18 protein-coding genes and 1 tRNA gene are annotated in these 24622 nt (G+C 71.4%); 8 read left to right on the plus strand and 11 right to left on the minus strand.

What is annotated here, in order from left to right:
• The first annotated feature begins 17 nt into the window (after positions 1-17).
• Entirely contained in the window at positions 18-2216 is a 2199-nt protein-coding gene (locus BUR28_RS17520; protein WP_074221287.1) for a methyl-accepting chemotaxis protein, read from the plus strand.
• Between the two features lie 118 nt (positions 2217-2334).
• Here the strand turns inward: BUR28_RS17520 and BUR28_RS17525 are convergent, their stop codons facing one another.
• Positions 2335-2739, minus strand: a complete 405-nt coding sequence (locus BUR28_RS17525; RefSeq protein WP_074221288.1) for a PNPOx family protein — start codon at positions 2737-2739, stop codon at positions 2335-2337.
• 27 nt (positions 2740-2766) lie between these two features.
• Complete coding sequence (locus BUR28_RS17530; protein ID WP_254813770.1) at positions 2767-3225, minus strand: hypothetical protein; 459 nt, start codon at positions 3223-3225, stop codon at positions 2767-2769.
• 246 nt (positions 3226-3471) lie between these two features.
• On the opposite strand from BUR28_RS17530, the gene BUR28_RS17535 reads away from it, so the two are divergent.
• Positions 3472-3978: a MarR family winged helix-turn-helix transcriptional regulator gene (locus tag BUR28_RS17535; RefSeq protein WP_083626712.1), complete on the plus strand. Its 507-nt coding sequence runs from the start codon at positions 3472-3474 to the stop codon at positions 3976-3978.
• A gap of 274 nt (positions 3979-4252) precedes the next feature.
• Here BUR28_RS17535 and BUR28_RS17540 read toward each other — a convergent pair.
• From BUR28_RS17540 to BUR28_RS17560, 5 genes are all read right to left on the minus strand, one after another.
• A tRNA-Glu gene (locus BUR28_RS17540) sits at positions 4253-4327 on the minus strand.
• 79 nt (positions 4328-4406) lie between these two features.
• Positions 4407-6155 carry a single-stranded-DNA-specific exonuclease RecJ gene (gene recJ, locus BUR28_RS17545; protein ID WP_074221289.1) on the minus strand — a complete coding sequence of 583 codons (1749 nt, stop codon included), beginning with the start codon at positions 6153-6155 and terminating at the stop codon, positions 4407-4409.
• Entirely contained in the window at positions 6152-7129 is a 978-nt protein-coding gene (gene glpX / locus BUR28_RS17550; RefSeq protein WP_074221290.1) for a class II fructose-bisphosphatase, read from the minus strand. The genes recJ and glpX overlap by 4 nt, the downstream gene beginning before the upstream one ends.
• Before the next feature lie 104 nt (positions 7130-7233).
• Positions 7234-9471, minus strand: a complete 2238-nt coding sequence (locus BUR28_RS17555) for a xanthine dehydrogenase family protein molybdopterin-binding subunit (RefSeq protein WP_074221291.1) — start codon at positions 9469-9471, stop codon at positions 7234-7236.
• 4 nt (positions 9472-9475) lie between these two features.
• Positions 9476-9934, minus strand: a complete 459-nt coding sequence (locus BUR28_RS17560; protein ID WP_074221292.1) for a (2Fe-2S)-binding protein — start codon at positions 9932-9934, stop codon at positions 9476-9478.
• A 208-nt stretch (positions 9935-10142) separates the two neighbouring features.
• Here BUR28_RS17560 and BUR28_RS17565 point away from each other — a divergent pair, with 208 nt between their 5' ends.
• Entirely contained in the window at positions 10143-11774 is a 1632-nt protein-coding gene (locus BUR28_RS17565) for an alpha-D-glucose phosphate-specific phosphoglucomutase (RefSeq protein WP_074221293.1), read from the plus strand.
• Between the two features lie 157 nt (positions 11775-11931).
• Here BUR28_RS17565 and truA read toward each other — a convergent pair whose 3' ends face one another.
• Complete coding sequence (gene truA / locus BUR28_RS17570) at positions 11932-12705, minus strand: tRNA pseudouridine(38-40) synthase TruA (protein ID WP_074221294.1); 774 nt, start codon at positions 12703-12705, stop codon at positions 11932-11934.
• Positions 12706-12809: 104 nt separating this feature from the next.
• Between truA and BUR28_RS17575 the strand changes: the two genes are divergently transcribed.
• The 4 genes from BUR28_RS17575 (at position 12810) to ileS (ending at position 19773) form a co-directional block, all read left to right on the plus strand.
• Complete coding sequence (locus BUR28_RS17575; protein ID WP_074221295.1) at positions 12810-14243, plus strand: YcjX family GTP-binding protein; 1434 nt, start codon at positions 12810-12812, stop codon at positions 14241-14243.
• Complete coding sequence (locus tag BUR28_RS17580) at positions 14240-15793, plus strand: YcjF family protein (RefSeq protein WP_371441606.1); 1554 nt, start codon at positions 14240-14242, stop codon at positions 15791-15793. Before BUR28_RS17575 ends, BUR28_RS17580 begins: the two co-directional genes overlap by 4 nt.
• A gap of 132 nt (positions 15794-15925) precedes the next feature.
• Entirely contained in the window at positions 15926-16630 is a 705-nt protein-coding gene (locus BUR28_RS17585; RefSeq protein WP_074221296.1) for a VPLPA-CTERM sorting domain-containing protein, read from the plus strand.
• Between the two features lie 179 nt (positions 16631-16809).
• The gene (ileS, locus tag BUR28_RS17590; RefSeq protein WP_074221297.1) at positions 16810-19773 is read left to right on the plus strand and encodes an isoleucine--tRNA ligase; all 2964 of its coding nucleotides are present in this window, start codon (positions 16810-16812) and stop codon (positions 19771-19773) included.
• Between the two features lie 143 nt (positions 19774-19916).
• Here ileS and BUR28_RS17595 read toward each other — a convergent pair whose 3' ends face one another.
• The 3 genes from BUR28_RS17595 to fsa are packed head-to-tail and all read right to left on the minus strand — an operon-like array spanning position 19917 to position 22259.
• Complete coding sequence (locus BUR28_RS17595) at positions 19917-20840, minus strand: tyrosine recombinase XerC (protein ID WP_074221298.1); 924 nt, start codon at positions 20838-20840, stop codon at positions 19917-19919.
• On the minus strand, positions 20837-21559 hold the full coding sequence (locus BUR28_RS17600) for a DUF484 family protein (protein WP_074221299.1): 723 nt from the start codon (positions 21557-21559) through the stop codon (positions 20837-20839). The genes BUR28_RS17595 and BUR28_RS17600 overlap by 4 nt, the downstream gene beginning before the upstream one ends.
• Before the next feature lie 46 nt (positions 21560-21605).
• Positions 21606-22259: a fructose-6-phosphate aldolase gene (gene fsa, locus BUR28_RS17605; protein WP_074221300.1), complete on the minus strand. Its 654-nt coding sequence runs from the start codon at positions 22257-22259 to the stop codon at positions 21606-21608.
• Between the two features lie 90 nt (positions 22260-22349).
• Between fsa and BUR28_RS17610 the strand changes: the two genes are divergently transcribed.
• Positions 22350-24539: a primosomal protein N' gene (locus BUR28_RS17610; RefSeq protein ID WP_074221301.1), complete on the plus strand. Its 2190-nt coding sequence runs from the start codon at positions 22350-22352 to the stop codon at positions 24537-24539.
• Positions 24540-24622: the final 83 nt, after the last annotated feature.

A 24622-nucleotide genomic window follows, 5' to 3' on the forward strand; every position in this document is an offset into this window, starting at 1 on the left:
CACAGGGCGCATCGGCCATGCAGGAACTTCTGAGGACCGTGACGGGGAAACTCGTCCTCGCAGCCGGAATCGCGATCACGTTGATCGTTTCGGGCTATATCGGATACAGCGGCTGGCGCGCGTCGCATCGGGCCGACCACCAGGTGATGGAGCTTGCCACCGAAAAGGCGGGCGCGATCGCGCAGACGATCGCGGCTCAGGTGACCGAGGCGACATCGGCGGGCGCGGCGCTGAGCGGCGGGTTGGCCGGCTACATGGCCACCGGCGACGCAACGGCATCGGACGTCATCGAGATTCTCAAGGGCGTTCCGACGCAGTACGACACGGTCTTTTCGGCCTGGATGGCCGGGCTGCCCGATGGCGCGACGGACGACTTCATCGCGGGCGGCGAAGGCCGGAACGACAACGGGGTGTTTACCCCCTACTGGACCAAGTCGACAGCGGGCGGGCTGGAGTTCCAGACCTTCCCGATCGAAACCGACGCCCAGTGGTTCGCGCTGCCCGTCAGGGGCGGCAAGAGCATCATCACCGAGCCCTACCTGTCGACCGAGAATCGCCTGCTGACCTCGGTCGCGGTTCCCGTGCGGGTCGAGGGCCGCATCGCCGGTGTCGCCGGCGTCGACATCGTGCTGACCGACCTGACCACGATGCTCGGCGGTCTCAAGACGTTCGAGGGCGGGCGCGTCACGCTGGTCGACAGCGGCGGCAAGTGGCTGGCCAACCCGGACGAGACCGATCTCACGCAACCTTACGACGAGGCCGGCGCGGACCTCATCATGGCGGCGCTGTCCGATGGCGAGCCGCGGGTGATCGAGGGCCTGCCGGGCGGCGCGACGCGCCTGGTCTACCCGTTCACGGCGCCGGGCATGAACACCACCTGGGCGACGCTGCTGGACGTGCCCGCGGCGGTCTTCACCGCGCCGGTCCGAAGCGCCGTCGTCGAAGCGGTTTTCAGCGGCGTGCTCATTCTTCTCATGGCGCTTGCCACGATCTACCTGACCGCGCGCTCTCTGGTCGGGCGCCCGCTCAGCGACATGCTCGCCTCGGTCAACAAGCTCGCCTCCGGGCAGTACGGCGAGCAGGTGCGCGGCACCGAAAGAACCGACGACGTCGGCACGATGGCGGCCTCCGTCGAAGCGTTGCGGGAGGGTCTGCTCCAGAAAGAGGAGCTTGAGAAAGACCAGGAGCGGCAGCAGGAAGAACAGGCCCGGGTGGTCGAGACACTGGCCTCCAGCCTCCGGGCCCTGGCCGCGGGCGATCTGTCGCGGACCATCGACGACAGGTTCTCGGGATCGTACGAGGCGCTGCGCGAGGACTTCAACGCCACCATCAACACGCTGAACGACATGATGGCCACCCTGTCCGAAAGCATCCGCGAGATTCGGGCGCGGTCGGACGAGATCAGCGCCGGCTCCGACGAGCTTGCGCGGCGCACCGAAAGCCAGGCCGCAACCCTCGAGGAAACGGTCGCGGCCCTCGATGAGTTGACCACCTCCGTGCGGTCGGCCGCGGAGGCCGCGGCGAATGTCGAGCGGTCGATGGCCGACACCCGGCAGGATGCGCAGAGCTCCGGGGCGATCGTGCGCGATGCGATCGGCGCGATGTCGGAAATCGAGAAGTCCTCCGACGAGATCACGCAGATCATCGGGGTGATCGACGACATCGCCTTCCAGACCAACCTGCTGGCCCTGAACGCGGGGGTCGAGGCCGCGCGCGCGGGCGAGGCCGGCCGCGGCTTTGCCGTCGTGGCGTCCGAGGTCCGGGCGCTGGCGCAACGCTCCTCCGAGGCGGCGAAGGACATCAAGCAGCTGATCGATTCGAGTTCCGTTCAGGTCGAGAAGGGGGTCGGGCTGGTCAACCGCGGCGGCGAATCCCTCACCGGCATCGTCGAGCGGGTCGCGAAGGTGGCCGACCAGATGTCGGCGATCGCCACCGGTGCGAACGAACAATCCGTCGGCCTCGGCGAGATCAACGTGGGCGCGACGGAACTCGACAAGGTCACCCAGCAGAACGCGGCGATGGTCGAGGAAACCTCCGCCGCCGCGGTGAACCTGCAGCAGGAGGCGACGGCGCTTGAACGGCAGGTCGAGCGTTTCACGCTCCGGGGCGGTGGCGGTCGGTCGACCGCGGCGCCGGGCGTGGTCCCCCGGCCGCAGGCCGCTGCGCCCGCGCCGCGAAAGGCCGTGGTCAACGGCGATGGCTGGCAGGACTTCTGAACGCCGGCGGCGCTGCGGTCTTTCGGGCAGTCCGCCCGCGGCGTGAGTGCGCGACGCGTGTCGCGCCCCTGCGCCGACGCGGCGGGCCGCCCGCCGCGGCCCCGGCCGGCCGCCGGCGTCATTGGGGCCCACAGCGTCGGACGATGGCGGCGCAGCGCTTGATGCGTCCGCCGCCCCAGCCGCCGCGGTTCTCGACATCCATGGCGCGGATGCGCCCGTCCGCGACGGCGAATTCGATCACGCAGGCCGTTGCGCGGCTTTCGGCCTTTGGCCTTGGCGCCGCGCGCAATGTCCCGTCCGCGCCACGTGCCTGGGCCGAGGAAAAGGCATGGACCTTCCCCACGCCGTCCGGGGCGTCGCGGACGGCAACGGGTGCGCCGATGCATGCCGCGAGCACGGAGGCGTCTTCGCCGATGAGGGCGGTCTCGGCCTGCCGGAGGGTCTTCATCTGCTCGGGCCCGCAACTGGCCAGGACCCCCGCGCCGAGCAGGACGGCGAGACCGCCAGGTTTGAAGGGGAACATTCGGTCGGGTCCTTTCGCTGTCGGTGTTTATCGCCGCGCGGGCTTTCCGGCCCGAAGCCGCCCCGTCATGCGAAGGCCGTCGCGCATGTTCAGGCCCAGCAGGACGATGTTGATCCCGCCCACCAGGAGTTCGAGCGCCTGGACGGTGTAGAACGCGCTGTCGAACGCGCCGGCCCGCGCCTTCTGGGCCAGGAACAGAGCAGCCGGAATCAGGACGACGACGCCGTTGAACGCCACCGTCGGCATCCGGTTGCGCTTCACCCGGGCCAGCCCGGCCTTGGCGCCGTGCGACAGCGCGACCCCGCTGCCGCCAGCCGCGATCAGGGCCGGAACCAGCAACAGAAAGCCCCAGGGGATTGCGGTCTTGACCGCCACGACGGCCTCCGCCGAGCCGACCGTTTCCGTGACGGCGGTGGAGATCCAGAAGGTTGTGATCGTCGCCAGTGCAAGTGTTCCGGCAACGGGGTGGAGGGTTTTCGCGATCATGGGGTGCCTCGTTCGGTGATTCCATAGCGGGCTATATAGCATAAAGATAGCGCGCTATGCAATACGGCGATCGGGGCGCGCCCGGGAGGGACGCCTGCGCGCGCCTGGGGCCAGGAGGCCCGGCAGGACGCGTCGGCGCCCGTTTCGGTTGTGCCTGGCAGGATAGCGGGCTATTCAAAAAGCGTGCGGCGCGGAGGAGTCCCGCATCCCCGCCGGGTCGCCGATGCGCAACGAGGGCTTTCACGGATGACAGAGACCGGGACTTCCAAAAGCGATGACGGCAAGGCCGCCGCAACAGGCCCCGGCGCGACCGCGCGGTTCCGGAAGGACGCCTCGGCCGGATATCTCGCCAACCACATGGCACGGCTGTTCTTTCACGGGCTTCACCGGCGCATTCATCCCATGGGCCTGGCGCCGGCGCAGTTCATGACGCTCCTGGAGCTTTGGCAGGAGGACGGGCTCACGCAGCGCCAACTCGTCGACCGCCTCGATGTCGAGCAGGCCACGATGGCGAACACGCTGCGGCGCATGGAGCGCGACGGCCTTGTCGAACGCCGCCCGCATCCCGACGACGCGCGGTCGCAACAGGCCTGGCTCACCCCGGCCGCCCTCGCGCTCCGCGCCCCGGCGACGACGTCGGCCAAGGACCAGAACGACGCGGCCCTCGCGGCCCTTTCGGAGGAGGAGAAAGCCATCTTCCTCGACCTCATGCGCCGGGTCATTCACACGATGCGGAGCAACCGGGACGCGTGAATCGCCCCGCGGCAAGCCCGGCGATCCGGGGCCAGTGCCCGCCGCCTGCGGCCCTTTGCGGGGCGACCGTCTCGGGGAATAGGCTGAGACCGCCGGATGCTGCGGGCGCGCCACGATCTCGCGCCGGATCGCGGAACGCAGGCGGCGCCCGCGGACCGGGCAGGGCGCGCGCATCGGCCATACCCGCCCGCGCGTTCACCGCGGCTTTCAGGGCCGTGCATGGCTGAGGAGCACCCGCCGGGGTGCCTCGGATAAACTCGTGCCTGATGGGAAGTGGCAGCCCGTAGGGGAATCGAACCCCTCTTTCCAGGTTGAAAACCTGGCGTCCTAACCGATAGACGAACGGGCCATGCCGGTGCGTGCGGCGTTACCTAGAAAAAACCGGCGCCCTGCGCAAGAGGATTCTTGCCGGTTTTTTCGCGTCCCGCTCAGACCGCCCGCGCGGCGTCCTCGAGCCGCAGTTGCACCTGCCGCCGGCCGCCCCAGTCGTTGACCTCCAGCCGGCCGGCCAGGTGGAACCGCGCGTCGCCATGGCTCTCCAGCAGGGGGCCGAGCGGTCCGTCGAACGCGCCGAAGGCGATGGCGTCCAGCCGCGGCCCGATTCCGTCGCCGAATCCGATCTTGAGGTGGCTCTCGCCCACCCGCCGGGCGAATCCTATGGCCATCCCGGGGAAGGCGAAGCGCGGGGCAGGGGCGCCCGCGCCGAACGGCCCCGCGGCGTCGATCTGCTCGACCAGCTCCACCGTGGCCGCGCCCGGCATCAAGACCCCGTCGAGCGGCAGGTCCGCCGGGCCGCGGTCGCCCGCGCCCTGTTTCGCCAGCAGCGCGCCGAGCCGTTCCATCGCCGCCTCCAGCCGGTCGCGCGCCACGGTCAGCCCCGCCGCCATCCGGTGCCCGCCGCCCTTCACCAGCAGGCCCTCGGCGGCCAGCCTTTGCACCGCGGCGCCCAGGTCCACGCCCGACACCGACCGGCCCGAGCCCTTGCCCTCGTCGCCATCGAATCCGATCACGATGGCGGGGCGGTTCGTCGCCTCCTTCAGCCGGCTCGCGACGATGCCCACCACGCCCGGGTGCCAGCCCTCGCCCGCGGCCCAGACCAGCGGCCCGTCCAGCCCCCGCGCCTCGGCCTGCTCCAGCGCGGCGGCGCGCACCGCGGCCTCGATCTCGCGCCGCTCGGTGTTCAGCTGGTCCAGCTTCTCGGCCAGCGCGGCGGCCTCGTCCGGGTCGCCGGTGGCCAGCAGCCGCGCGCCCAGGTCGGCCTGCCCGATGCGCCCGCCCGCGTTGACCCGCGGGCCCAGAAGGAACCCCAGGTGATAGGGCGTCGGCGCGCTGTTCATCCGCGCCACGTCGCCCAGCGCCACCAGCCCGGGCCGCTTGCGCCCCGCCATCACCTTCAGCCCCTGGCGCACCAGCGCGCGGTTCACGCCCGTCAGCGGCGCCACATCGGCCACGGTGGCCAGCGCGACGAGGTCGAGGAAGCCCAGCAGGTTCGGCCCCGCGCGCCCCGCCACGCGCATCTGGCGGTTGACCTCCACCAGCATCAGGAACACCACGCCCGCGGCGCAGAGATGGGCCAGCTCGCCGGTCTCGTCCTGCCGGTTGGGGTTCACGACCGCGCGCGCGGGCGGCAGGGTCTCGGCCCCCAGGTGGTGGTCCAGCACGATCACGTCGGCGCCCTCGGCGGCGGCGATCGCGTCATGCGACAGCGTCCCGCAATCGACGCAGACGATCAGGTCGTGGTCGCGGGCGAGCGCGGCCATGGCGGGTTCGTTCGGCCCGTAGCCCTCGTCGATCCGGTCGGGGATGTAGAGCGTGGCCGCATGCCCCATCTCGCGCAGCCAGGTCAGCAGCAGCGCCGCCGAGGCGCCCCCGTCCACGTCGTAATCGGCAAAGACCGCGATCCGCTCGCGCCCGGTGACCGCGGCGAGGAACCGTTCGGCCGCCGCTCCCATGTCGCGCAGGGACAGCGGGTCGGGCAGCAGGTCCTTCAGCGTCGGGTCCAGGAAGGCCGGCACGCCCTCGGGGGCGATCCCGCGGCGGGCGAGGATCGCGGCCACCGGCGCGGGCAGCCGCGCGGCCTGGGTCAGCGCCTCGGCCTGCCTGGCCGTCTCGGCATCGGGGCCCACCCAGCGGCGGCCCGTCGCCGAACAGTCGACGTCGAGAAACGCCCGCGTCATACCCTGTTTTCAGGGGTGCGGTAGACCATTCGCCGGACCGAGCCGGTCTTTGACCGCATCAGCAGCGTCTCGGCGGTCAGCCAGCCCACCTCGCGCTTGATCCCCGGCAACAGCGAGCCGTCGGTGACACCCGTCGCGGCGAAGATCACGTCGGCGCGCACCAGGTCGTCGCGGCCGTAAACCCGGTCGCGGTCCTCGATCCCGGCGCGGTCGGCGCGGGCGCGTTCGTCGTCGTTGCGGAACAGAAGCCGGCCGAACATCTGCCCGCCCATGCATTTCAGCGCGGCCGCCGCCAGCACCCCCTCGGGCGCGCCGCCCGCGCCCATGTACATGTCGATCCCCGTCCGCTCGGCCTCGGCGCAATGCATGATCCCGGCCACGTCGCCATCGGTGATCAGCCGGATCGCCGCGCCGGTGGACCGCACCTCGGCGATGATCTTCTCGTGCCGGGGACGTTCCAGGATGCAGACGGTGATGTCGTCGGGGTCGCCGCCCTTGGCCTCGGCCAGCTTGCGCACGCGCTCCGCCGCGGGCATGTCCAGCGTCACGATGCCCTCCGGGTAGCCCGGCCCGATGGCCAGCTTTTCCATGTAGACGTCAGGGGCGTGCAGCATCGTGCCGCGCGGCCCCATGGCGATCACCGCCAGCGCGTTCGGCATGTCCTTGGCGGTCAGCGTCGTGCCCTCCAGCGGGTCGAGCGCGATGTCCACCGCGGGCCCGGTGCCCAGCCCCACCTCCTCGCCGATAAAGAGCATCGGCGCCTCGTCGCGCTCGCCCTCGCCGATCACGATCACGCCCGAGATGTCCAGCTTGTTGAGCTCGCTGCGCATGCCGTCGACGGCGGCCTGGTCGGCGGCCTTCTCGTCGCCATGGCCGATCAGCTTGGCCGAGGCCAGCGCGGCCTTTTCCGAGACGCGGGCAAGGCCCAGCGACAGCATGCGGTCGTTGAAATCGGTGGGGTGGGCGTCGGGCATCGTATGTCCTTTGGGGCAAATCCGTCGGGTGCGCGCATCTAGCCCCCGGGGCCGGGGCAAGACAAGAGGACGCAGGGCCGCGCCGGGCCGCCTGCGCCGCCCGCTCAGGCGAAATCGACCGACCGGTTCAGCGGCATCTCGCGGACGCGCCGGCCGGTCGCCGCGAAAATCGCGTTGGCCAGCGCGGGCGCGGCGGGCGGCACGGTGGGCTCGCCGATCCCGCGGATCGCCTCCCCGGTTTCCAGCGCGCGCACGGTGATCTCGGGGCACCGGTCGATGCGCATCGCGGCATAGCTGTCGAAATTCTCCTGCGCGGGCCGGCCGTCCGCATAGGTCAGTTCCGCGCCGATGGCGTGGCCCAGCCCCCAGACCACGCCGCCCTGCATCTGGTTCTCGATGTTGACGGGGTCGAGCACCCGGCCCACCTCCGCCGCCGCGAAGACCCGGTCGATGCGGATGCCCCGGCCGGTCGCCGTCACCTCCACCACCTCGGCGCACGGCACCCCGAAGGACAGCGTGAAGGCCAGCCCCCGGCCGCGCCCGGGGCCCGTATCGCTGCCCCAGCCCGCCATCTCGCCTACCGCCTCCAGCACGCGGGCCGAGGGCGCGTGGGTGCAGAGCCTGAGCCGCTCGTCCAGCGGGTCGGCCCCGGCGGCGCGGATCAGCTCGTCCAGCAGGCATTCGTGGAAGAACCCGTTGCCCGACGCGCCCACCGAGCGCCAGGAACTGACCGGCACCGTCTCGGGCGCGCGATAGCCCGTCACCCGGTAGGCGGGAATCGCGAAGGGCTGGTCCCAGGCGCCGTCGACGATGGACAAATCCGGCCCCGGCACGCCCAGCCCCAGCCGCCCCATCTGCGAGGCCGCGACCGAGGGGCAGGCGATGGACAGGTCGAACGCCGTCACCCGCCCGCCTTCGACCCGGCCCCGCCCCCGCGCGATGGCCGCGGGGCGCGGGAAGTCGTGCGTCATGTCTTCCTCGCGCGACCAGGTCAGCTTCACCGGCCGCCCCTCGGCCGCCATCGCGAGTTCCACCGCCTGGGCGAGAAAATCGTCCTCCAGCCGCCGCCCGAAGCTGCCCCCGATGGGCAGCGCGTTCAGCGTGATCGCGTCCTCCGGCAGCCCGCTGACCCGGGCCGCGGTCTTGACCGCGAAGCGCGGGATCTGGGTGCCCGCGCGGATCTCCATTTCCCCGTCGCGCAGCCAGACGAAGGCGCTCATCGGCTCCAGCGGCGCATGCGCCAGGAAGGGCACGCGGTACTCCGCCGCCACATCCGCGCCGCCCGCCAGCGTCGCCTCCACGTCGCTCGCGTCCTTCAGCCGGCTGTCGCGGGCGTCCTCGGCAAAGGCCCCGGCGATGGCCTCGAACAGGCCCGCGCTGTCGGGCGGGTAGGGCGCCGGACCCCAGTCGAAGGAAATCGCGCGGACCGCCTCGAAGGCGCGCCAGGTGTTGTCGGCCAGCACGCCTGCGCCGCCCGTCACCGGCACCACCTTGACGACGCCCCGCATCGCCTCGGCCGCCCGCGCGTCGAAGCCCCGGACGCCGCCGCCCCGGCGCGGGTTGGTGCGCACCGCGGCATACAGCATCCCCGGCGCGGTCTGGTCGATGCCATAGCGTTCCGTGCCGGTCGATTTCGCCACGATATCCAGCCGGCGCATCGGTTTCCCCAGATAGCGCCAGTCCGAGGGGTCCTTCAGCGCCACGTCGCGCGGCGGGTCGATCTCCGCCGCCTCCCCGGCAAGCTCGGTATAGGCCAGGCGCGTGCCGTCCGGCGCGATCACCGCGCCGTCCTCCGTCGACAGGCGCTCGGCCGGCACCCCCAGCCGCGCCGCCGCCGCGCCGACCAGCATCGCCCGCGCCGTCGCGCCCGCCCGGCGCAGCCGGTCATAGGCGTCGGGCACGCTGGACGAGCCCCCGGTGATCTGCAGGCCCATCACCTTGCTCAGCGTCCGGCCGAAGGCGCGCGTCGCGTCGGCCTGCCAGCTTGCGTCGGTGGCCGCCGCCATGCCCTGGGCCACGACGTACCGGTTGTAATAGGCCGGGGCCGGGGGGCCGGGGTCGGTGCGGATGTCGTCCCAGGCGACATCCAGTTCCTCTGCGATCAGCGCCGCCTGGACCGAGGTCGCGCCCTGGCCCATCTCGGCCCGCGGGGTGATGAGCGTCACGCCCGCCCCGTCGATCAGCACGTAGGGGGTGAGCGCGGCGCCCCCCGACGCCGCGCCGGCGCCGAGCGGGTTCGGATGGGGGCGGCGCATGTGGACATAGCCCACCGCGAAGCCGCCCGCGACCGCGGCCGTGCCGATCAGGAAGTCCCGCCGCGCGATCCGGCCCCAGCGTGCCATCGTCTCAGCCCTCCCGCATCCGGGAAGCGGCCCGCGCCACTGCGGCCCGGATCCGCGGATAGGTGCCGCAGCGGCAGAGATTGCCCTGAAGTGCCGCGTCGATCTCGGCGTCCGAGGGCGCGGGGGTCCCGGCCAGAAGTGCCGCGGCCGCCATGACCTGGCCCGACTGGCAATAGCCGCATTGCGCGACCTGGGTCTCGATCCAGGCCGCCTGCACCGGGTGCGGCGACGCGGGGGTGCCCAGCCCCTCGATGGTGGTCACCGGCCCCCATAGATCGCCCACCGCGATCTGGCAGGACCGTTCGGCCACCCCGTCCACATGGACGGTGCAGGCGCCGCATTGCGCGATGCCGCAACCGTATTTCGTGCCCGTCAGGCCCAGCACGTCGCGCAGCACCCACAACAGCGGCATCGCGGGCTCCACATCGACGTCATGGGCGACTCCGTTCACGGTGAGCCTCATCTGCCTTGCCCCTCCGGCTGCCGGGTTCCTGTGTGCCATACTAGTTCCATGACGTCGTCAATCACCCCGTTCCGTGGGGTCTGATCGCGCCGCGGGGCGCCTTTGCGGCGACAACCGGGCGCGGGGCGTCACCGCGGTTGTGGTCGGGGGCGGCGTCGCTATGCTCGGATCGCGCAGGCAGATCAACGGAGTGCGGGGCCAGGCAGCGATGGAGAAACTGACGATCCAGACCCACCCGATCGCGGGTCAGAAGCCGGGCACCTCCGGGCTGCGCAAGAAGACGCGGGAGTTCATGTCCCCGCATTACCTGGAGAATTTCATCCAGGCGCTCTGGGCGGCGATCGGCGGGGTCGCGGGCAAGACGCTGGTCCTGGGCGGCGACGGGCGCTATTTCAACGACCGCGCGGCGCAGGTGATCCTGCGCATGGCCGCCGCCGGCGGCGCGGCCAAGGTGATCGTGGGGCAGAACGCGCTCCTGTCGACGCCCGCGGCCTCGAACCTCATTCGCCAGCGCAAGACCGATGGCGGGATCATCCTCTCGGCCAGCCACAATCCCGGCGGCCCGGACGCGGATTTCGGGGTGAAGTTCAACACCCCCAATGGCGGCCCGGCCCCCGAGGAGGTGACCGCCCGCATCCATCAGGAGACGCAACGGGTCACGTCCTATTCGATCCTGGAGACCCGGGACATCGACCTCTCGCGCCTCGGCGCCACGCGGCTGGGCCGGACGGTGATCGAGATCGTCGATCCGGTCGCCGATTACGCCGCCCTGATGGCGCGGCTGTTCGATTTCGACGCGATCCGGCGGCTGTTTTCGGGCGGCTTCACGCTCCGCTACGACGCGATGCACGCGGTCACGGGGCCTTACGCGAAGGCGATCCTCGAAGACACGCTGGGCGCCGCGCCGGGCAGCGTGATCAACGCCGAGCCGCAGCCCGATTTCGGCGGCGGCCATCCCGACCCGAACCCGATCCGTGCGAAACCTCTGGTGGACCTGGTGATGGGACCGGACGCCCCCGATTTCGCCGCCGCCTCGGATGGCGACGGCGACCGCAACATGATCCTCGGCCGCGGCATCGTGGTCACGCCGTCCGACAGCCTGGCGGTGCTGGCCGCCAACGCGCATCTCGCGCCGGGCTACAAGGGCGGGCTGGCCGGCGTCGCGCGGTCGATGCCGACCTCGCGCGCGGTCGACCGGGTGGCGGCCGCCCGCGGCATGGACGCCTACGAGACGCCCACGGGATGGAAGTTCTTCGGCAATCTGCTGGACGCCGGCCGGGTGACGCTCTGCGGCGAGGAAAGCGCGGGCACCGGCTCGGACCACGTGCGCGAGAAGGACGGGCTCTGGGCGGTGCTCCTGTGGCTCAACATCCTCGGCGAGACCGGGCTGTCGGTCGCCGACACGATGCGCGCCCACTGGCGGGCCTTCGGGCGCGATTTCTACACCCGCCACGATTACGAGGCGCTGGACAAGGCGCTGGCCGAGGAAATGCTGGACGACCTGCGCGCGCGGCTGCCCGCGCTGGCGGGGCAGAGCTTCGCCGGGCGGCGCGTCACCTCCGCCGACGAGTTCGCCTATGTCGACCCGGTGGATGGCAGCCGGGCCGAGCGCCAGGGGCTGCGCGTCCATTTCGAGGGCGGCGCGCGGGCGGTCTACCGCCTGTCCGGGACCGGCACCGAGGGGGCGACCCTGCGGGTCTATCTCGAGGACCATGTCGACGCCCCGGACCGGCTGGAGGCGCCGGTGGCCGAGGTGCTGGCCGACGTGATCGCGGCCGCCGGCGAGATCGCCGGGATCGCAGCGCGCACCGGCCGCCGCGCGCCCGACGTGAAGACCTAGCCCTCCCGCCCCCGGCCCGCGCGCGGCTGCGCCGCGCTTGTCCGGCATTGGGGGGGGGGGCGCCCGGCTGCGCCGGGCGCGCCTCCGGCGGGGATATTTCGGGCCAGAAGAAGGCCCGCCGGCGGCCTCCTGGTCCGGATGCCCGAAAAGTCCGCGATCAGGGCCCGGCGAACGGGTCGGGGTCGTATCCCGCTCCCGCGAGGTAGAGCCCCCCGGGCGGGCAGACCGGCCCGCAGGCGGCGCGGTCGCGGGCCTCCAGCGCGGATTTCACGTCGTCGGGCGCCCAGGCGCCCGCGCCGACCCGTTCCAGCGTGCCCACGAAGCTGCGCACCTGGTTGTGCAGGAAGCTGCGGGCGCGGACGTGGAAGCGGAATTCGCGCCCGCCGGGGAAGCCCGTCTCCTCGATCTCCAGCGCGTCCAGCGTCCTGACCGGCGAGTCGGCCTGGCAGATCGACGCCCGGAAGGTGGTGAAGTCGTGCCGGCCCAGGAGGTGCCGCGCCGCCGCCTGCATCGGGGCCAGCTCCAGCGGGTGGGGCACGCGCCAGACGCGGCCCCGCTCCAGCGTCATCGGCGCGCGGCGGCTGACGAGGCGGAACAGGTAGCGCCGGTCGGTGGCCGAGAACCGAGCGTGGAAGTCGTCCGCGACCCGCGCGCAGGCCACCACCGCCACCGGGGCGGGCTTCAGGTGGTGGTTCAGCGCCTCCGACAGGCGGAACGGGTCCCAGTCGCGGGCCATGTCGCAATGGGCGACCTGGCCCAGCGCATGCACGCCCGCATCCGTCCGGCCGGCGGCCGCGATCGAGGGGATGTCGCGCTCCAGCCGGGCCAGCGCCGCCTCGACCGCCCCCTGCACCGAGGGGCGGTCGGCCTGGCGTTGCCAGCCGGAAAACGGCGTGCCGTCATACTCGATCTTCAGCGCGTAACGGGACATGGGGCGGGGCCTACCGCGACAATCCTTCCTTGGCAATCGCGCGTCTTGGGGGCTGGCACGGGCCCCGCGCCGTGCTTAACTGTGCCCGAGCCGAGTGAGGAACGATGGTGCGCATTGGCGACATTGCCGACGGGATGACGCGCGGGGTCGAGGGCTTCGCCGCCTCGGTCTCGGAGACCTTCATGGAGCCGGTGGTCCGGCTCGGCGTGACCGGCCTGTCGCGGGCCGGCAAGACGGTCTTCATCACCTCTCTGGTGGCCAACCTGATGGAGCGGGGGCGGATGCCGCAACTGCGCGCCGCGGCCTCGGGCGCGATCCAGTCGGCCTATCTCAGGCCCCAGCCCGACAACACCGTGCCGCGATTCGACTACGAATCGCATCTCGCGGCGATGGTCGGCAGCAGCCCGCACTGGCCCGACTCGACCCGCGCGGTGTCGGAACTGCGGCTGTCGATGCGGGTGCGGCCGGGCGGTTTCGGGGGCCTGCTCGGCGCGGTGACCGGGCCCCGCACCGTGCATCTCGACATCGTCGACTATCCCGGCGAGTGGCTTCTGGACCTCGCGCTGCTCGAGAAATCCTACACCGCCTGGTCGCGCGAGACCCTCGCGCGGATGGAGGAACGCCCCGGCAGCGCGGCGTTCCGCGCCGCGCTGGAGGGCGTCGACCCGGCGGTGCCGCTGGACGAGCCGCAGGCGCAGCGGCTTGCGGCGGCCTTCACCGCCTATCTCAGGACCGCGCGCGAGGCGGGGTTCTCGGACTGCACGCCGGGGCGGTTCCTGTTGCCCGGCGACCTCGCGGGCTCGCCCGCGCTGACCTTCGCGCCGCTGCCCGACCCCTCCGGGTCCACGCCCCGCGGCAGTCTCTGGCGCGAGATGGACCGGCGCTACGAGGCCTACAAGGCCGAGGTGGTCAAGCCGTTCTTCCGCGAGCATTTCGCGCGGATCGACCGGCAGGTGGTGCTGGTGGACGCGCTGGGCGCGATCCATGCCGGCCCCCGCGCGGTCGAGGATCTGCGCCGCGCGATGACCGAGATCCTCGGCGCGTTCCGGCCGGGGCGCAATGCCTGGCTCACCTCGCTGCTGCTGGGCAGGCGGGTGGAGAAGATTCTCTTCGCCGCGACCAAGGCCGACCACGTCCACCACACCCAGCATCCGCGGCTGACCGCGATCATGCAGGCGCTGATGAAGGACGCCCGGCGGCGGGCCGATTTCGCCGGGGCGGAGACCTCGGCGATGGCGATCGCCGCGCTCCGCGCCACGGTCGAGGAAACGCGCAGCCAGGGCGGCGAAAGCTATGACTGCGTGCGCGGCACGTTGTTGGGCACGGGCCGCGAGGCCGCGCTTTACCCCGGCGACCTGCCCGAGGACCCGGCGCTGTTGCTGGAGCCCGCGCGGGACGGGGCGGAGGCCTGGCTCGACGCGGAATACGAGGTGATGCGCTTCGCCCCGGCGCGGCTGACGCTCAAGCCCGGCGAGGGGCCGCCGCATATCCGGCTCGACAAGGCGGCGGAATTCCTGATCGGGGATCGCCTGACATGACCCGGCGGCCCGTCATCTTCGATCTCGGCGGCGAGGACGGGAAGACGCCGGAGGGCGGCAAGGACGACAGCGCGCGCAAGGCGGCAGAGGCGCGCGAGGCCGAGCGCCGGGCGGCGGAAAAGGCCCGGGCTGCGCGCGAGAAGGCGGAGGCGGAAAAGGCCGCCCGAGAGGCTGCGGCGCGGGAAAAGGCCGAGCGCGAAAAAGCCGGGCGGGCGCGCGCCGAACGCGAACGGGCGGACCGGGCGCGCAAGGCGCAGGCCGAACGTGAAGCGGCCCGCGCGGCGGCCGAACGCGCGCAGGCCGAACGCGCGCGGGCCGAACGGGAAAAGGCCGAACGGGAAAAGGCCGCGCGCGACGCGGCCGAACGCGATAGGCTGGCCCGCGAAATGGCAGAACGCGAAGCGGTCGAACGGGAGAAGGCCGAGCGCCAGGCCGCGCAGGCGGCAGAGCGCGAGAGGGCAGAGCGCGACAGCATGGAACGCGACAGGGCAGAGCAGGACCGCGCGGCGCGCGCCGGGCACGCGGCCGCCGCCGGCAAGGCGAAATCGCCGCGCGTCTTCGACACCGAGGACGGCGCCCGGGCGCAGCCCAGCCCGGCCACCGCGCCGCCCGTGCCCGACCTGGAGGCCGACGGCGCGCCGCCGCCCGAGGGCCGGGCGATGCAGACCCTTGCCGCGCTCGGCGCGCGCCGCCCCTCGCGGCTCGCCCGGCTGTTCTGGTCGTCGCTGCTGGCGCTCGTGGGCTTCATGGTCTCGGTGGCCGCGTGGGACTTCGTCACCGGCCTGCTGCAGCGCAACACGATCCTCGGCGGCATCGCGCTGACCCTGGTCGGGCTGGTGCTGCTGGCGCTGCTGCTGGTGATGATCCGCGAACTCGCGGCCTTCGCGCGCCTGCGCCGGCTCGACGCGCTGCACCAGGAGGCGAACGCCGCCATCGCCTCGCACGACCTGGCCCAGGCGCGGGCGGTGTTCGACCATCTCATGGGCTTCTACGCGCATCGCGACGACACCGCCTGGGCGCGCGAGCGGCTGGCCGAACGGCGCGACGAGGTGCTCGACGCGGACGCGCTGCTGGGCCTGTTCGAGCGCGAGCTGCTGCGCCCGCTCGACGCCGCCGCCACCCGCGAGATCGAGACCGCCGCCCGCACCGTCGCCGCGGTGACCGCCATCGTGCCGATCACCCTGGCCGATCTCGTCGGCGCGCTGACCGCGAACCTGCGGATGATCCGCCGCGTGGCCGAGATTTATGGCGGGCGCGGCGGGCTTCTGGGCAGCATCCGGCTGGCGCGCGCGGTGCTCACCCATCTCGTCGCGACCGGGGCGGTCGCGGTCGGCGACGACATGATCGGCTCCATCGCCGGGGGCGGCATGCTGGCCCGCGTCTCGCGCCGCTTCGGCGAGGGCATCGTGAACGGCGCGCTCACCGCGCGCGTCGGCGTCGCCGCGATGGAGGTCTGCCGCCCGCTGCCCTTCCGCGAGGGCCGCCGCCCCTCGGTCAGCGCGCTGGTCAAGCGGGCCCTGACCGGCGTGTTCTCCAAGCCCGAGAGCTGAGCGCCCGGCGGCTGTGGCCGCGCCGCATCAGTCGCGGGGAAACAGTCAGTTTCCACCGGATCGTCTTTAGCGCGAGTCCGAAAAGTGGCAGAAATCCGCCGAAACGTTGACGAGTTTTCGAGGAGAGGCACCATGACGCGGACGGTATTCGGGCTCTTGACCGGCGCGGCGCTCGCGCTGGGCGGCGCCACCGCATCGGCCACCACATGGCAGTGGCAGGACGACTTCCCCGGCGGGGCCTCGTCCTTCGCCGACCGCGTCGCCTACACCTGGATCGATTACGACACCTTCTCGGGCTCCGGCGCGCCCTGCGTGTCGCTCAACGACATGCTCGGCCCGCCCGACGCCGCGGGCGGCGATTGCAACGGCTACGCCTCGATCGGGGAAGACGGCGTCGCGGTGCTGGAATTCACCGACAACCGCCTGGTCGGGGACGGCGACATCTCCTCGCCCGACCTCGCGGTGTTCGAGGGCGGGCACATCCCCGAAGCCTACTGGGTCTGGATCGCGGAAACCTTCGATCCGTCCGACCCGCTGAACATGTCGGACTGGACCTTCGTCGGCCGGCAACCGGGCTCCGACGAGGATAACTGGGACGCGTTCGCCGGCTATCTCGACATCGACTGGGCGACCGGCGGCGCGACCGACCGCCGCTTCCGCTACGTCATGCTTTGGGACGACCCCGAGGCCGAGGCCTTCGACCAGGGCCCTCACGCCGGCATCGACATCGACGCGGTCGGCGCGATCAATTCCACCGTGGTGCCGCTGCCCGCCGGCGGGGTGCTGCTGCTGGCCGGCCTGGGCGCCCTCGCGGCGTTGCGTCGCCGTCCGCGCTGAGCCGGGTTTACCTTGCGGGCGCCCCTGACTATAGAGGCGCCATGACCGCCACGCCCCGGCAGATCATCCGAATTACCGGCCCGGCGCTCTGAACCAGAGCCGCCGGGACAAGGCGCTTGACCCGTCGCGCCGCCGCTTTCACACACAGTCCGAACCCGTTTGCCCGAGGACCCCGTCCCATGTGTGCCGACACGCCCGACTACAAAGACACCCTGTTCCTGCCCGAGACCGAGTTTCCGATGCGCGCGGGGCTGCCGAAGCGCGAGCCCGGCTGGCTGGAGCGCTGGGAAGAGCTCGGCGTCTACGACCGCCTGCGCGAGAAGGAGGGCCGCCCGCCCTTCATCCTCCATGACGGCCCGCCCTATGCCAACGGCCACCTGCATATCGGCCACGCGCTGAACAAGATCCTCAAGGATTTCATCGTGCGCAGCCAGCAGATGATGGGCCGCGACGCGCGCTATGTGCCCGGCTGGGACTGCCACGGGTTGCCGATCGAGTGGAAGATCGAGGAGCAGTACCGCGCCAAGGGCCTCGACAAGGACAAGGTCGAAATCGTCGATTTCCGCCAGGAATGCCGCCGCTTCGCCGAGGGCTGGATCGACATCCAACGCGACGAGTTCAAGCGCCTCGGCATCACCGGCAACTGGGCCGATCCCTACCTGACGATGGACTACCACGCGGAAGCCGTGATCGCGCAGGAATTCATGAAATTCCTGATGAACGGCACGCTTTACCAGGGGTCGAAGCCGGTAATGTGGTCGCCCGTGGAAAAGACCGCGCTGGCCGAGGCCGAGGTCGAATACCACGACCACCAAAGCCACACGATCTGGGTGAAATTCCGAGTGGTCGATGTTGAATCGACGGGTGTCGTCGGGGATGGCGCTACCCTTTCCGGGCCGCAAGGCGCGAAAACGAAGATCGAGGAACTGAAATCTGCGCAGGTCGTGATCTGGACCACCACCCCCTGGACCATCCCGCAAAACCGCGCGGTCTGCTTTGGCCCCTCCATCGCCTATGGCCTCTACCAGGTCACCGGCACGCCCGAGGAAAGCTGGGCCAAGGTGGGCGACACGTACCTCTTGGCCGATGCGCTGGCCGAGGACGTGATGCGCAACGCGCGCCTCGAACCCTCGATGTATACCCGCCTGCGCGACGTCTCGGCCGATGAACTCAACGGCGTGACCTGTGCCCATCCCCTGCGCGGCGTCGAGAACGGCAATGGCGAATGGGACTTCGACGTGCCGCTCCTGCCCGGCGATCACGTCACCGACGAGGCCGGCACCGGTTTCGTCCACACCGCGCCCAGCCATGGCGACGACGACTACCAGATCGGCCTGAAATACGGCCTGCCGATGACCTATAACGTCATGGAAGACGGCTCCTACCGCGCCGACCTGCCGCTCTTCGGCGGCGCCGTCATCACCAAGCCCAACGGCAAGGAGGGCGACGCCAACCGCCGCGTCATCGACGCCCTCGTCGCGGCGGGTGCCCTGATCGCCCGGGGCCGCCTGAAACACAGCTACCCCCATAGCTGGCGCTCCAAGGCGCCGCTGATCTATCGCAACACGCCGCAATGGTTCGCCGCCATCGACGCGCAACTCGACGACGGCATGGGCGAGTATGGCGTCACGATCCGCAGCCGCGCCCTGACCTCCATCGACCAGCTGGTGAAATGGACCCCGCAAACCGGCCGCAACCGCCTCTATTCCATGATCGAGAGCCGCCCGGACTGGGTGCTCTCGCGCCAGCGCGCCTGGGGCGTGCCGCTCACCTGTTTCGTGAAAAAGGGCGCGCAACCGACCGACCCCGACTTCCTGCTGCGGGACGAAACGGTCAACGCCCGCATCGTCGCCGCCTTCGAGGCGGAAGGCGCCGACGCCTGGTACAAGCCCGGCGCCAAGGAACGCTTCCTCGGCAACGACCACAACCCGGACGATTACGAACAGGTCTTCGACATCCTCGACGTCTGGTTCGATAGCGGCTCCACCCATGCCTTCGTGCTGCGCGACCGCGAGGACGGGTCCGAGGACGGTATCGCCGACCTCTACCTCGAAGGCACCGACCAGCACCGCGGCTGGTTCCATTCCTCGATGCTCCAGGCCTGCGGCACCATCGGCCGGGCCCCCTATCGCGGCGTGCTGACCCACGGCTTCACGCTCGACGAGAAGGGCAACAAGATGTCCAAGTCGCTCGGCAACACCGTGGCGCCAGAGGACGTGACCAAGCAATACGGCGCCGACATCCTGCGGCTCTGGGTGGCGCAGTCGGACTATACCGCCGACCTCCGGATCGGGCCGGAAATCCTGAAGGGCGTGGCCGACAGCTATCGCCGCCTGCGCAATACCCTGCGCTTCATGCTGGGCAACCTCGCGGGCTTCTCCGAGGACGAGAAGGTCGCGCCTGCCGAGATGCCCGAACTGGAACGCTGGGTGCTGCACCGGCTGGCCGAACTGGACGAGACCGTGCGCCAGGGCTTCGACGAATACGATTTCCAGGGCGTGTTCCAGGCGCTGTTCAACTTCTGCACGGTGGACCTGTCGTCCTTCTATTTCGACATCCGCAAGGACGCGCTCTATTGCGACGGGGCCGGCTCGCTGCGCCGGAAATCCGCGCGCACGGTGCTCGACATCCTGTTCCACCGGCTGACGACCTGGCTCGCCCCCGTCCTCGTCTTCACGATGGAGGAGGTCTGGCTCGACCGCTTCCCCGGCGAGGACAGCTCCGTCCACCTCCGGGACATCCCCGAGACGCCGCAAGGCTGGCGCGACGACGCGCTGGCGGAAAAATGGGCGGGCGTGCGCCGGGTGCGTCGCGTGGTCACCGCGGCCCTCGAAATCCAGCGCCGCGACAAGGTGATCGGCGCCAGCCTCGAGGCCGCCCCGGTGGTGCATGTGCGCGACGCCGAGGTGCTCAAGGCGCTGAAAACCGTCGATTTCGCCGATATCTGCATCACCTCCGGCATCCAGCTCACCGGCGACCCCCGCCCGAACGAGGCATTCCGCCTGCCGGAAGTGGACGGCGTCGGCGTGGTCTTCGAAAAGGCCGACGGCCGGAAATGCCAGCGCTGCTGGAAGATCCTGCCCGATGTCGGTCACCACGCCCATGCCGCGACCTGCGCGCGCTGCAATGCGGCGCTGGGGTAAGCCGCGCTGGACGCGCGGCTGCCTCCGGCGGGGATATTTGAGGCCAGAAGAAGCGGGGTCTTCTTCTGGCTGAAAATATCCAGAATGCGGCCCGGTAGGGGCCGCCTCAAGAAGGCGTGCGCGCGACGGCGCGCACCGATGGGTCACGCCTTGGGGTGGGCGGCCGCGTAGACCTCCATCAGCCGGGCGGTATCCACGGCCGTGTAGGCCTGCGTCGTCGACAGGGACGCGTGCCCCAGCAATTCCTGGATCGCGCGCAGATCGCCGCCCGCGGCCAGCAGATGCGTGGCGAAGCTGTGGCGCAGCGCATGCGGCGTGGCCGTGGCCGGCAGGCCCAGTTGCGCGCGGGCCCGTTCCATCGTCTTCGCGATCAGACGCGGGTTCAGCGCCCCTCCGCGCAGGCCGCGGAACAGCGCCGCGTCCGGGGCCAGCTCGTAGGGGCAGAGCGCCAGATAGGCGTCGACCGCGTCGCGTGCGGGGACGATCACCGGCACGATGCGTTCCTTGCCGCCCTTGCCGCGGATGCGCAGCACGTCGGGCAGCGGCGCGTCGCGCCCCCGCAGCCCCAGTGCCTCGGAAATCCGCAGCCCGCAGCCGTAGAGCAGCGTCACCACCGCCACGTCGCGGGCCGCGATCCAGGGCGTGTCCGGCGTCTCGCCCACCACGTCCAGCACCGCGCGCGCCGCGTCCTCGGCCAGCGGGCGGGGCAGCTTGCGGTGGAATTTCGGCGCCCGGGCCGACAGCGCCGCGGTCGGCTCGAACCCTTCGCGCCGGCCATACCAGCGAAAGAACGCCTTGACCGCCGACACCGCCCGCGCGAGCGAGCGCGCCGACAGCCCGCGCCCGCGCGCATGCGCCATCCATGCCCGCATGTCGCGCAGCTCGATCCCGGCCAGCCGCGCCGGGCCGGCCGGAGTCCCGTCATAGCCCGCCAGGAACTCGAGGAACCCCGCCACATCCGCGCCATAGGCCCGGAGCGTCGCCTCCGCCGCGCCGTTGAGCGCGCGTTCCTCGTCCAGCCAGCGCGCAAGCGCGTCGCGCGCGGCCGGCGAAATCGCGAGGCTCATCCCAGGTGCCGGCGCAGCACCCGCTCGAACACGCCGGCGAAGAAGGTCAGAAGGTCGGTGCCCTGGTTCGGCGCGAATTGCTGCGGGTCGTCGGACCCCATCGCCAGCAGCGCCGGCAGGCGCCCTTCGCCGAGGTCCAGCCGCAGCAGGGCCTCGGACCGGATGGTGGCGGATTTCGCCCCGTAAAGCGCGTCGCTGCCCGGCACCATCTGGCGCAGCGTCACCGCGCGCGCGCCGCGGCCATGGGCGCCGGCGGCATAGGCATCGGCAAAGCCCGCGGGCACCACCGTCACCGCCTCGTCCAGCGCGTTCAGCGCCTCCTCGTCCTCGGGGCGGCGCGTCTCCAGCACCAGGCGCAGGCAGTCCACCCGCAGGATCGCCGCGGCCTCGCCCGAGAGCGCGCCGAGGAAGCCGGGGAAGTCCTGCGGCTCCAGCAGCGCCAGCACCGCGCGGTGGATCTGGTTGGTGCCGGCGAGATTCTCGTAGGCCGCCGCGATCACCGAGCGGTGGGTCTCTTCCAGCCGGTCGAGCCGGGTCTCCAGCCGCTCCATCGCGATGCCGCGCAGGTCGACGATATTGGCGCCGAGCTTCTTCTCGTTCTCGGCGACGAGCGCGCGCATCACGTCGACATCGTCCAGGATCAGCGCGGGGTCGTCGATGATGCGCGCGCGAAGGTCGTCGGCCATGGAAACGGGCCGGGGGGCCGGGGAACTGCTCATGTCTGCCTCGTGGTTTCTTGTCTTTGCCCCGGACCTTACAGCAAACTCACATGATTTTCTGCCCCGTTTTTTCCCAATCGGCGAGGAATGCGGCCAGGCCCTTGTCGGTCAGCGGGTGCGCGGCCATCTTCTTCAGCACCTCGGGCGGCGCGGTGGCCACGTCGGCGCCGATCTTGGCGGCCTCGGCGATGTGGTTGACCGACCGGATCGAGGCGGCCAGTATCTCGGTCCCGAAGCCGTAATTGTCATAGATCGTCCGGATGTCGGCGATCAGGTCCATGCCGTCGAGATTGATGTCGTCCAGCCGCCCGATGAAGGGCGAGATGAAGCTCGCCCCCGCCTTGGCGGCCAGAAGCGCCTGCGCCGCCGAGAAGCACAGCGTGACGTTGACCATGCGGCCTTCGCGCGCCAGTTGCTTGCAGGCTTTCAGCCCGTCCCAGGTCAGCGGCACCTTGACCGCGATGTTGGGCGCGATCTGGGCCAGCTTGCGGCCCTCCTCGATCATCGCGTCGGCCTCCAGCGCCACGACCTCGGCCGAGACGGGGCCTTCGACCATCTCGCAGATTTCGCGGGTCACCTCGGTGATGTCGCGCCCCGATTTGAGGATCAGCGAGGGGTTGGTGGTCACGCCGTCGACCATGCCCAGTTCGGCCAGGTCGCGGATCGCGTCCACATCTGCGGAATCGACGAAGAACTTCATGGCAGGGGCCCCGCGGCTTGATGCGTTTTGTCGCGCCGGTGATAGCCGATGCCGGAAGGTGCCGAAACCCCGTCTTTCCGGCGCCTTCGCATGAGCCCCGGTTTCGCCCCGGGCGCGCGCGTGGGCGTGCTGACGACCGAGCCGCTGGACCGCATCCTCGATTACCGCGCGCCCGAGGGCGGCTGCGCGACGGGCGATTTCGTCGAGGTGCCGCTGGGCCCGCGCCGGGTGCTGGGCGTGGTCTGGGGGCCGGGCGCGGGCGATTTCGACGCCGCGAAACTCCGCCCCGTCGCCCGCGTGCTCGACGCCGCCCCGATGCGCGACGAGATGCGCGGCTTCCTCGAACGCGCGGCCGATTACACGCTGACGCCGCTCTCCGCGATGCTGCGGCTGGCCACCCGCGCGCCGGGCCTCGGCGACGCGCCCTCGATGCAGAAGGTCTACCGCCGCGGCCCGGGCGCGCCCGACCGGATGACACCCGCCCGCACCCGCGTGCTGGACACGCTCGACGCCTATGGCGGGCTCGCCTTCACGCTGGGCGAACTGGCGGGCGAGGCCGGCGTCTCGCCCTCGGTGGTCAAGGGCCTCCTCCCCTCCGGCGCGGTGCTGGAGGAGGACACGCCCCGCGACCGCCCCTATCCCCGGCTCGATCCCGCGCGCCCCGGCGTGGCGCTGGCCGACGACCAGGCCGAGGCCGCCGGGCGGCTCTGCGCGGGCGTGGCGGCGGGCGACTACGCCACCACGCTGCTCAAGGGCGTGACCGGGTCGGGCAAGACCGAGGTCTACCTGGAGGCGGTCGCGGAATGCCTCGGGAAAGGCCGGCAGGCCCTTGTCCTGCTGCCGGAAATCGCGCTGACGGCCGAGTTTCTCGCCCGCGTCGAGGCGCGGTTCGGCGCGCGGCCCGCCGAGTGGCATTCGGGCGTCACCATGGTCGAACGCCGCCGGCTCTGGCGGATGGTGGGCGAGGGCGGCGCGCAGCTTGTCGTCGGCGCGCGCTCGGCGCTGTTTTTGCCGTTCCGCGATCTCGGCCTGATCGTCGTCGACGAGGAACACGACAGCTCCTACAAGCAGGAAGAGGGCGCGCTTTACAACGCCCGCGACATGGCCGTGCTGCGGGCGTCCTTGTGTTCCGCGCAGGTGGTGCTGGCCTCGGCCACGCCGTCCTTGGAAAGCTGGGCCAATGCCGAGGCGGGGAAATACGCGCGCATCGACCTGACCTCGCGCTTCGGCGAGGCCGAGATGCCCGACATGGCCGCGCTCGACATGCGGGCCGAGGATGTGCCCGCCGGGCGGTGGATTTCGCCAGGCCTGCAGCGCGCGGTCGGGGAACGCCTGACCGCCGGGCGTCAGTCGCTCCTGTTCCTCAACCGCCGGGGCTATGCGCCGGTCACCGTCTGCCGGGCCTGCGGGCACATGATCGGCTGCGAGAATTGCGACGCGCGGATGGTGGAACACCGGTTCCTGAAACGCCTCGTCTGCCACCAGTGCGGCGAGACCCGACCGATCCCCGACGCCTGCCCGTCCTGCCAGGCGGCGGGCAAGCTGGCCCCGGTGGGCCCGGGGGTGGAGCGGCTGGCCGAGGAGACCGCCGCACTCTTCCCCGAGGCGCGGGTGGCCGTCCTGTCCTCCGACCTCTTCACAACCGCCCGCGCGCTCAAGTCAAGTATCGAGGCCATCGCGGGCGGCGGGGCGGACATCATCATCGGCACGCAGATCGTGGCGAAGGGGCACAACTTCCCGCTGCTGACGCTGGTCGGCGTGATCGACGCCGATCTGGGGCTTCAGGGCTCCGACCTGCGCGCGGCCGAGCGCACCTTCCAGTTGATGCGCCAGGTGGCGGGGCGCGCGGGCCGGGGCGCCGAACGCGGTGTGGCGCTGTTGCAGACCTTCCAGCCCGAGCACCCGGTGATCCGCGCGATCCTGACCGGCGACGAGGAAGGCTTCTGGCGCGCCGAGGCGGCCGAACGCCGCGCCGCCGGCGTGCCGCCCTATGGACGGATGGCCGGGATCGTCCTCTCCGCGCCCGAGGCGAAACCGGCCTTCGAGCTTGGCACCCATCTCGCCCGGAACGACGCGCCCCTGCGCCGGATCGGGGCGCAGCTTTACGGCCCCGCGCCCGCGCCCATCGCGCGGATCCGCGGCCGCCACCGGGTGCGGCTGCTGATCAAGGCCGCCAAGGGCACGCCCCTGCAATCGGCGATCCGCGAGTGGCTCGCGCCGGTCAAGCTGCCGGCGAATGTGCGGCTCGCCGTCGATATCGACCCGCAGAGCTTTCTCTGACGGCGCGGCCGGCCCGCCGGGAAAGGTCCGACAAAAGTCCGATGAAAGTCCGATGGAAGTCCGATGGAATTCCGATCGCGGAA

It is taken from the genome of Rhodovulum sp. ES.010, from assembly GCF_900142935.1.
Taxonomy (GTDB): Bacteria; Pseudomonadota; Alphaproteobacteria; order Rhodobacterales; family Rhodobacteraceae; genus Rhodovulum.

Coding starts and splice junctions, on each gene's coding strand:
- truA (WP_074221294.1), bottom strand. CDS start 12,705: ATGTCCCGTTACGCGCTGAAGATCGAGTATGACGGCACGCCGTTTTCC.
- ileS (WP_074221297.1), top strand. CDS start 16,810: ATGTGTGCCGACACGCCCGACTACAAAGACACCCTGTTCCTGCCCGAG.
- BUR28_RS17525 (WP_074221288.1), bottom strand. CDS start 2,739: ATGTTCCCCTTCAAACCTGGCGGTCTCGCCGTCCTGCTCGGCGCGGGG.
- BUR28_RS17575 (WP_074221295.1), top strand. CDS start 12,810: ATGGTGCGCATTGGCGACATTGCCGACGGGATGACGCGCGGGGTCGAG.
- BUR28_RS17610 (WP_074221301.1), top strand. CDS start 22,350: ATGAGCCCCGGTTTCGCCCCGGGCGCGCGCGTGGGCGTGCTGACGACC.
- BUR28_RS17555 (WP_074221291.1), bottom strand. CDS start 9,471: ATGGCACGCTGGGGCCGGATCGCGCGGCGGGACTTCCTGATCGGCACG.
- BUR28_RS17595 (WP_074221298.1), bottom strand. CDS start 20,840: ATGAGCCTCGCGATTTCGCCGGCCGCGCGCGACGCGCTTGCGCGCTGG.
- BUR28_RS17535 (WP_083626712.1), top strand. CDS start 3,472: ATGACAGAGACCGGGACTTCCAAAAGCGATGACGGCAAGGCCGCCGCA.
- recJ (WP_074221289.1), bottom strand. CDS start 6,155: ATGACGCGGGCGTTTCTCGACGTCGACTGTTCGGCGACGGGCCGCCGC.
- BUR28_RS17585 (WP_074221296.1), top strand. CDS start 15,926: ATGACGCGGACGGTATTCGGGCTCTTGACCGGCGCGGCGCTCGCGCTG.
- BUR28_RS17600 (WP_074221299.1), bottom strand. CDS start 21,559: ATGAGCAGTTCCCCGGCCCCCCGGCCCGTTTCCATGGCCGACGACCTT.
- BUR28_RS17580 (WP_371441606.1), top strand. CDS start 14,240: ATGACCCGGCGGCCCGTCATCTTCGATCTCGGCGGCGAGGACGGGAAG.
- BUR28_RS17520 (WP_074221287.1), top strand. CDS start 18: ATGCAGGAACTTCTGAGGACCGTGACGGGGAAACTCGTCCTCGCAGCC.
- BUR28_RS17565 (WP_074221293.1), top strand. CDS start 10,143: ATGGAGAAACTGACGATCCAGACCCACCCGATCGCGGGTCAGAAGCCG.
- glpX (WP_074221290.1), bottom strand. CDS start 7,129: ATGCCCGACGCCCACCCCACCGATTTCAACGACCGCATGCTGTCGCTG.
- BUR28_RS17560 (WP_074221292.1), bottom strand. CDS start 9,934: ATGAGGCTCACCGTGAACGGAGTCGCCCATGACGTCGATGTGGAGCCC.
- BUR28_RS17530 (WP_254813770.1), bottom strand. CDS start 3,225: ATGATCGCGAAAACCCTCCACCCCGTTGCCGGAACACTTGCACTGGCG.
- fsa (WP_074221300.1), bottom strand. CDS start 22,259: ATGAAGTTCTTCGTCGATTCCGCAGATGTGGACGCGATCCGCGACCTG.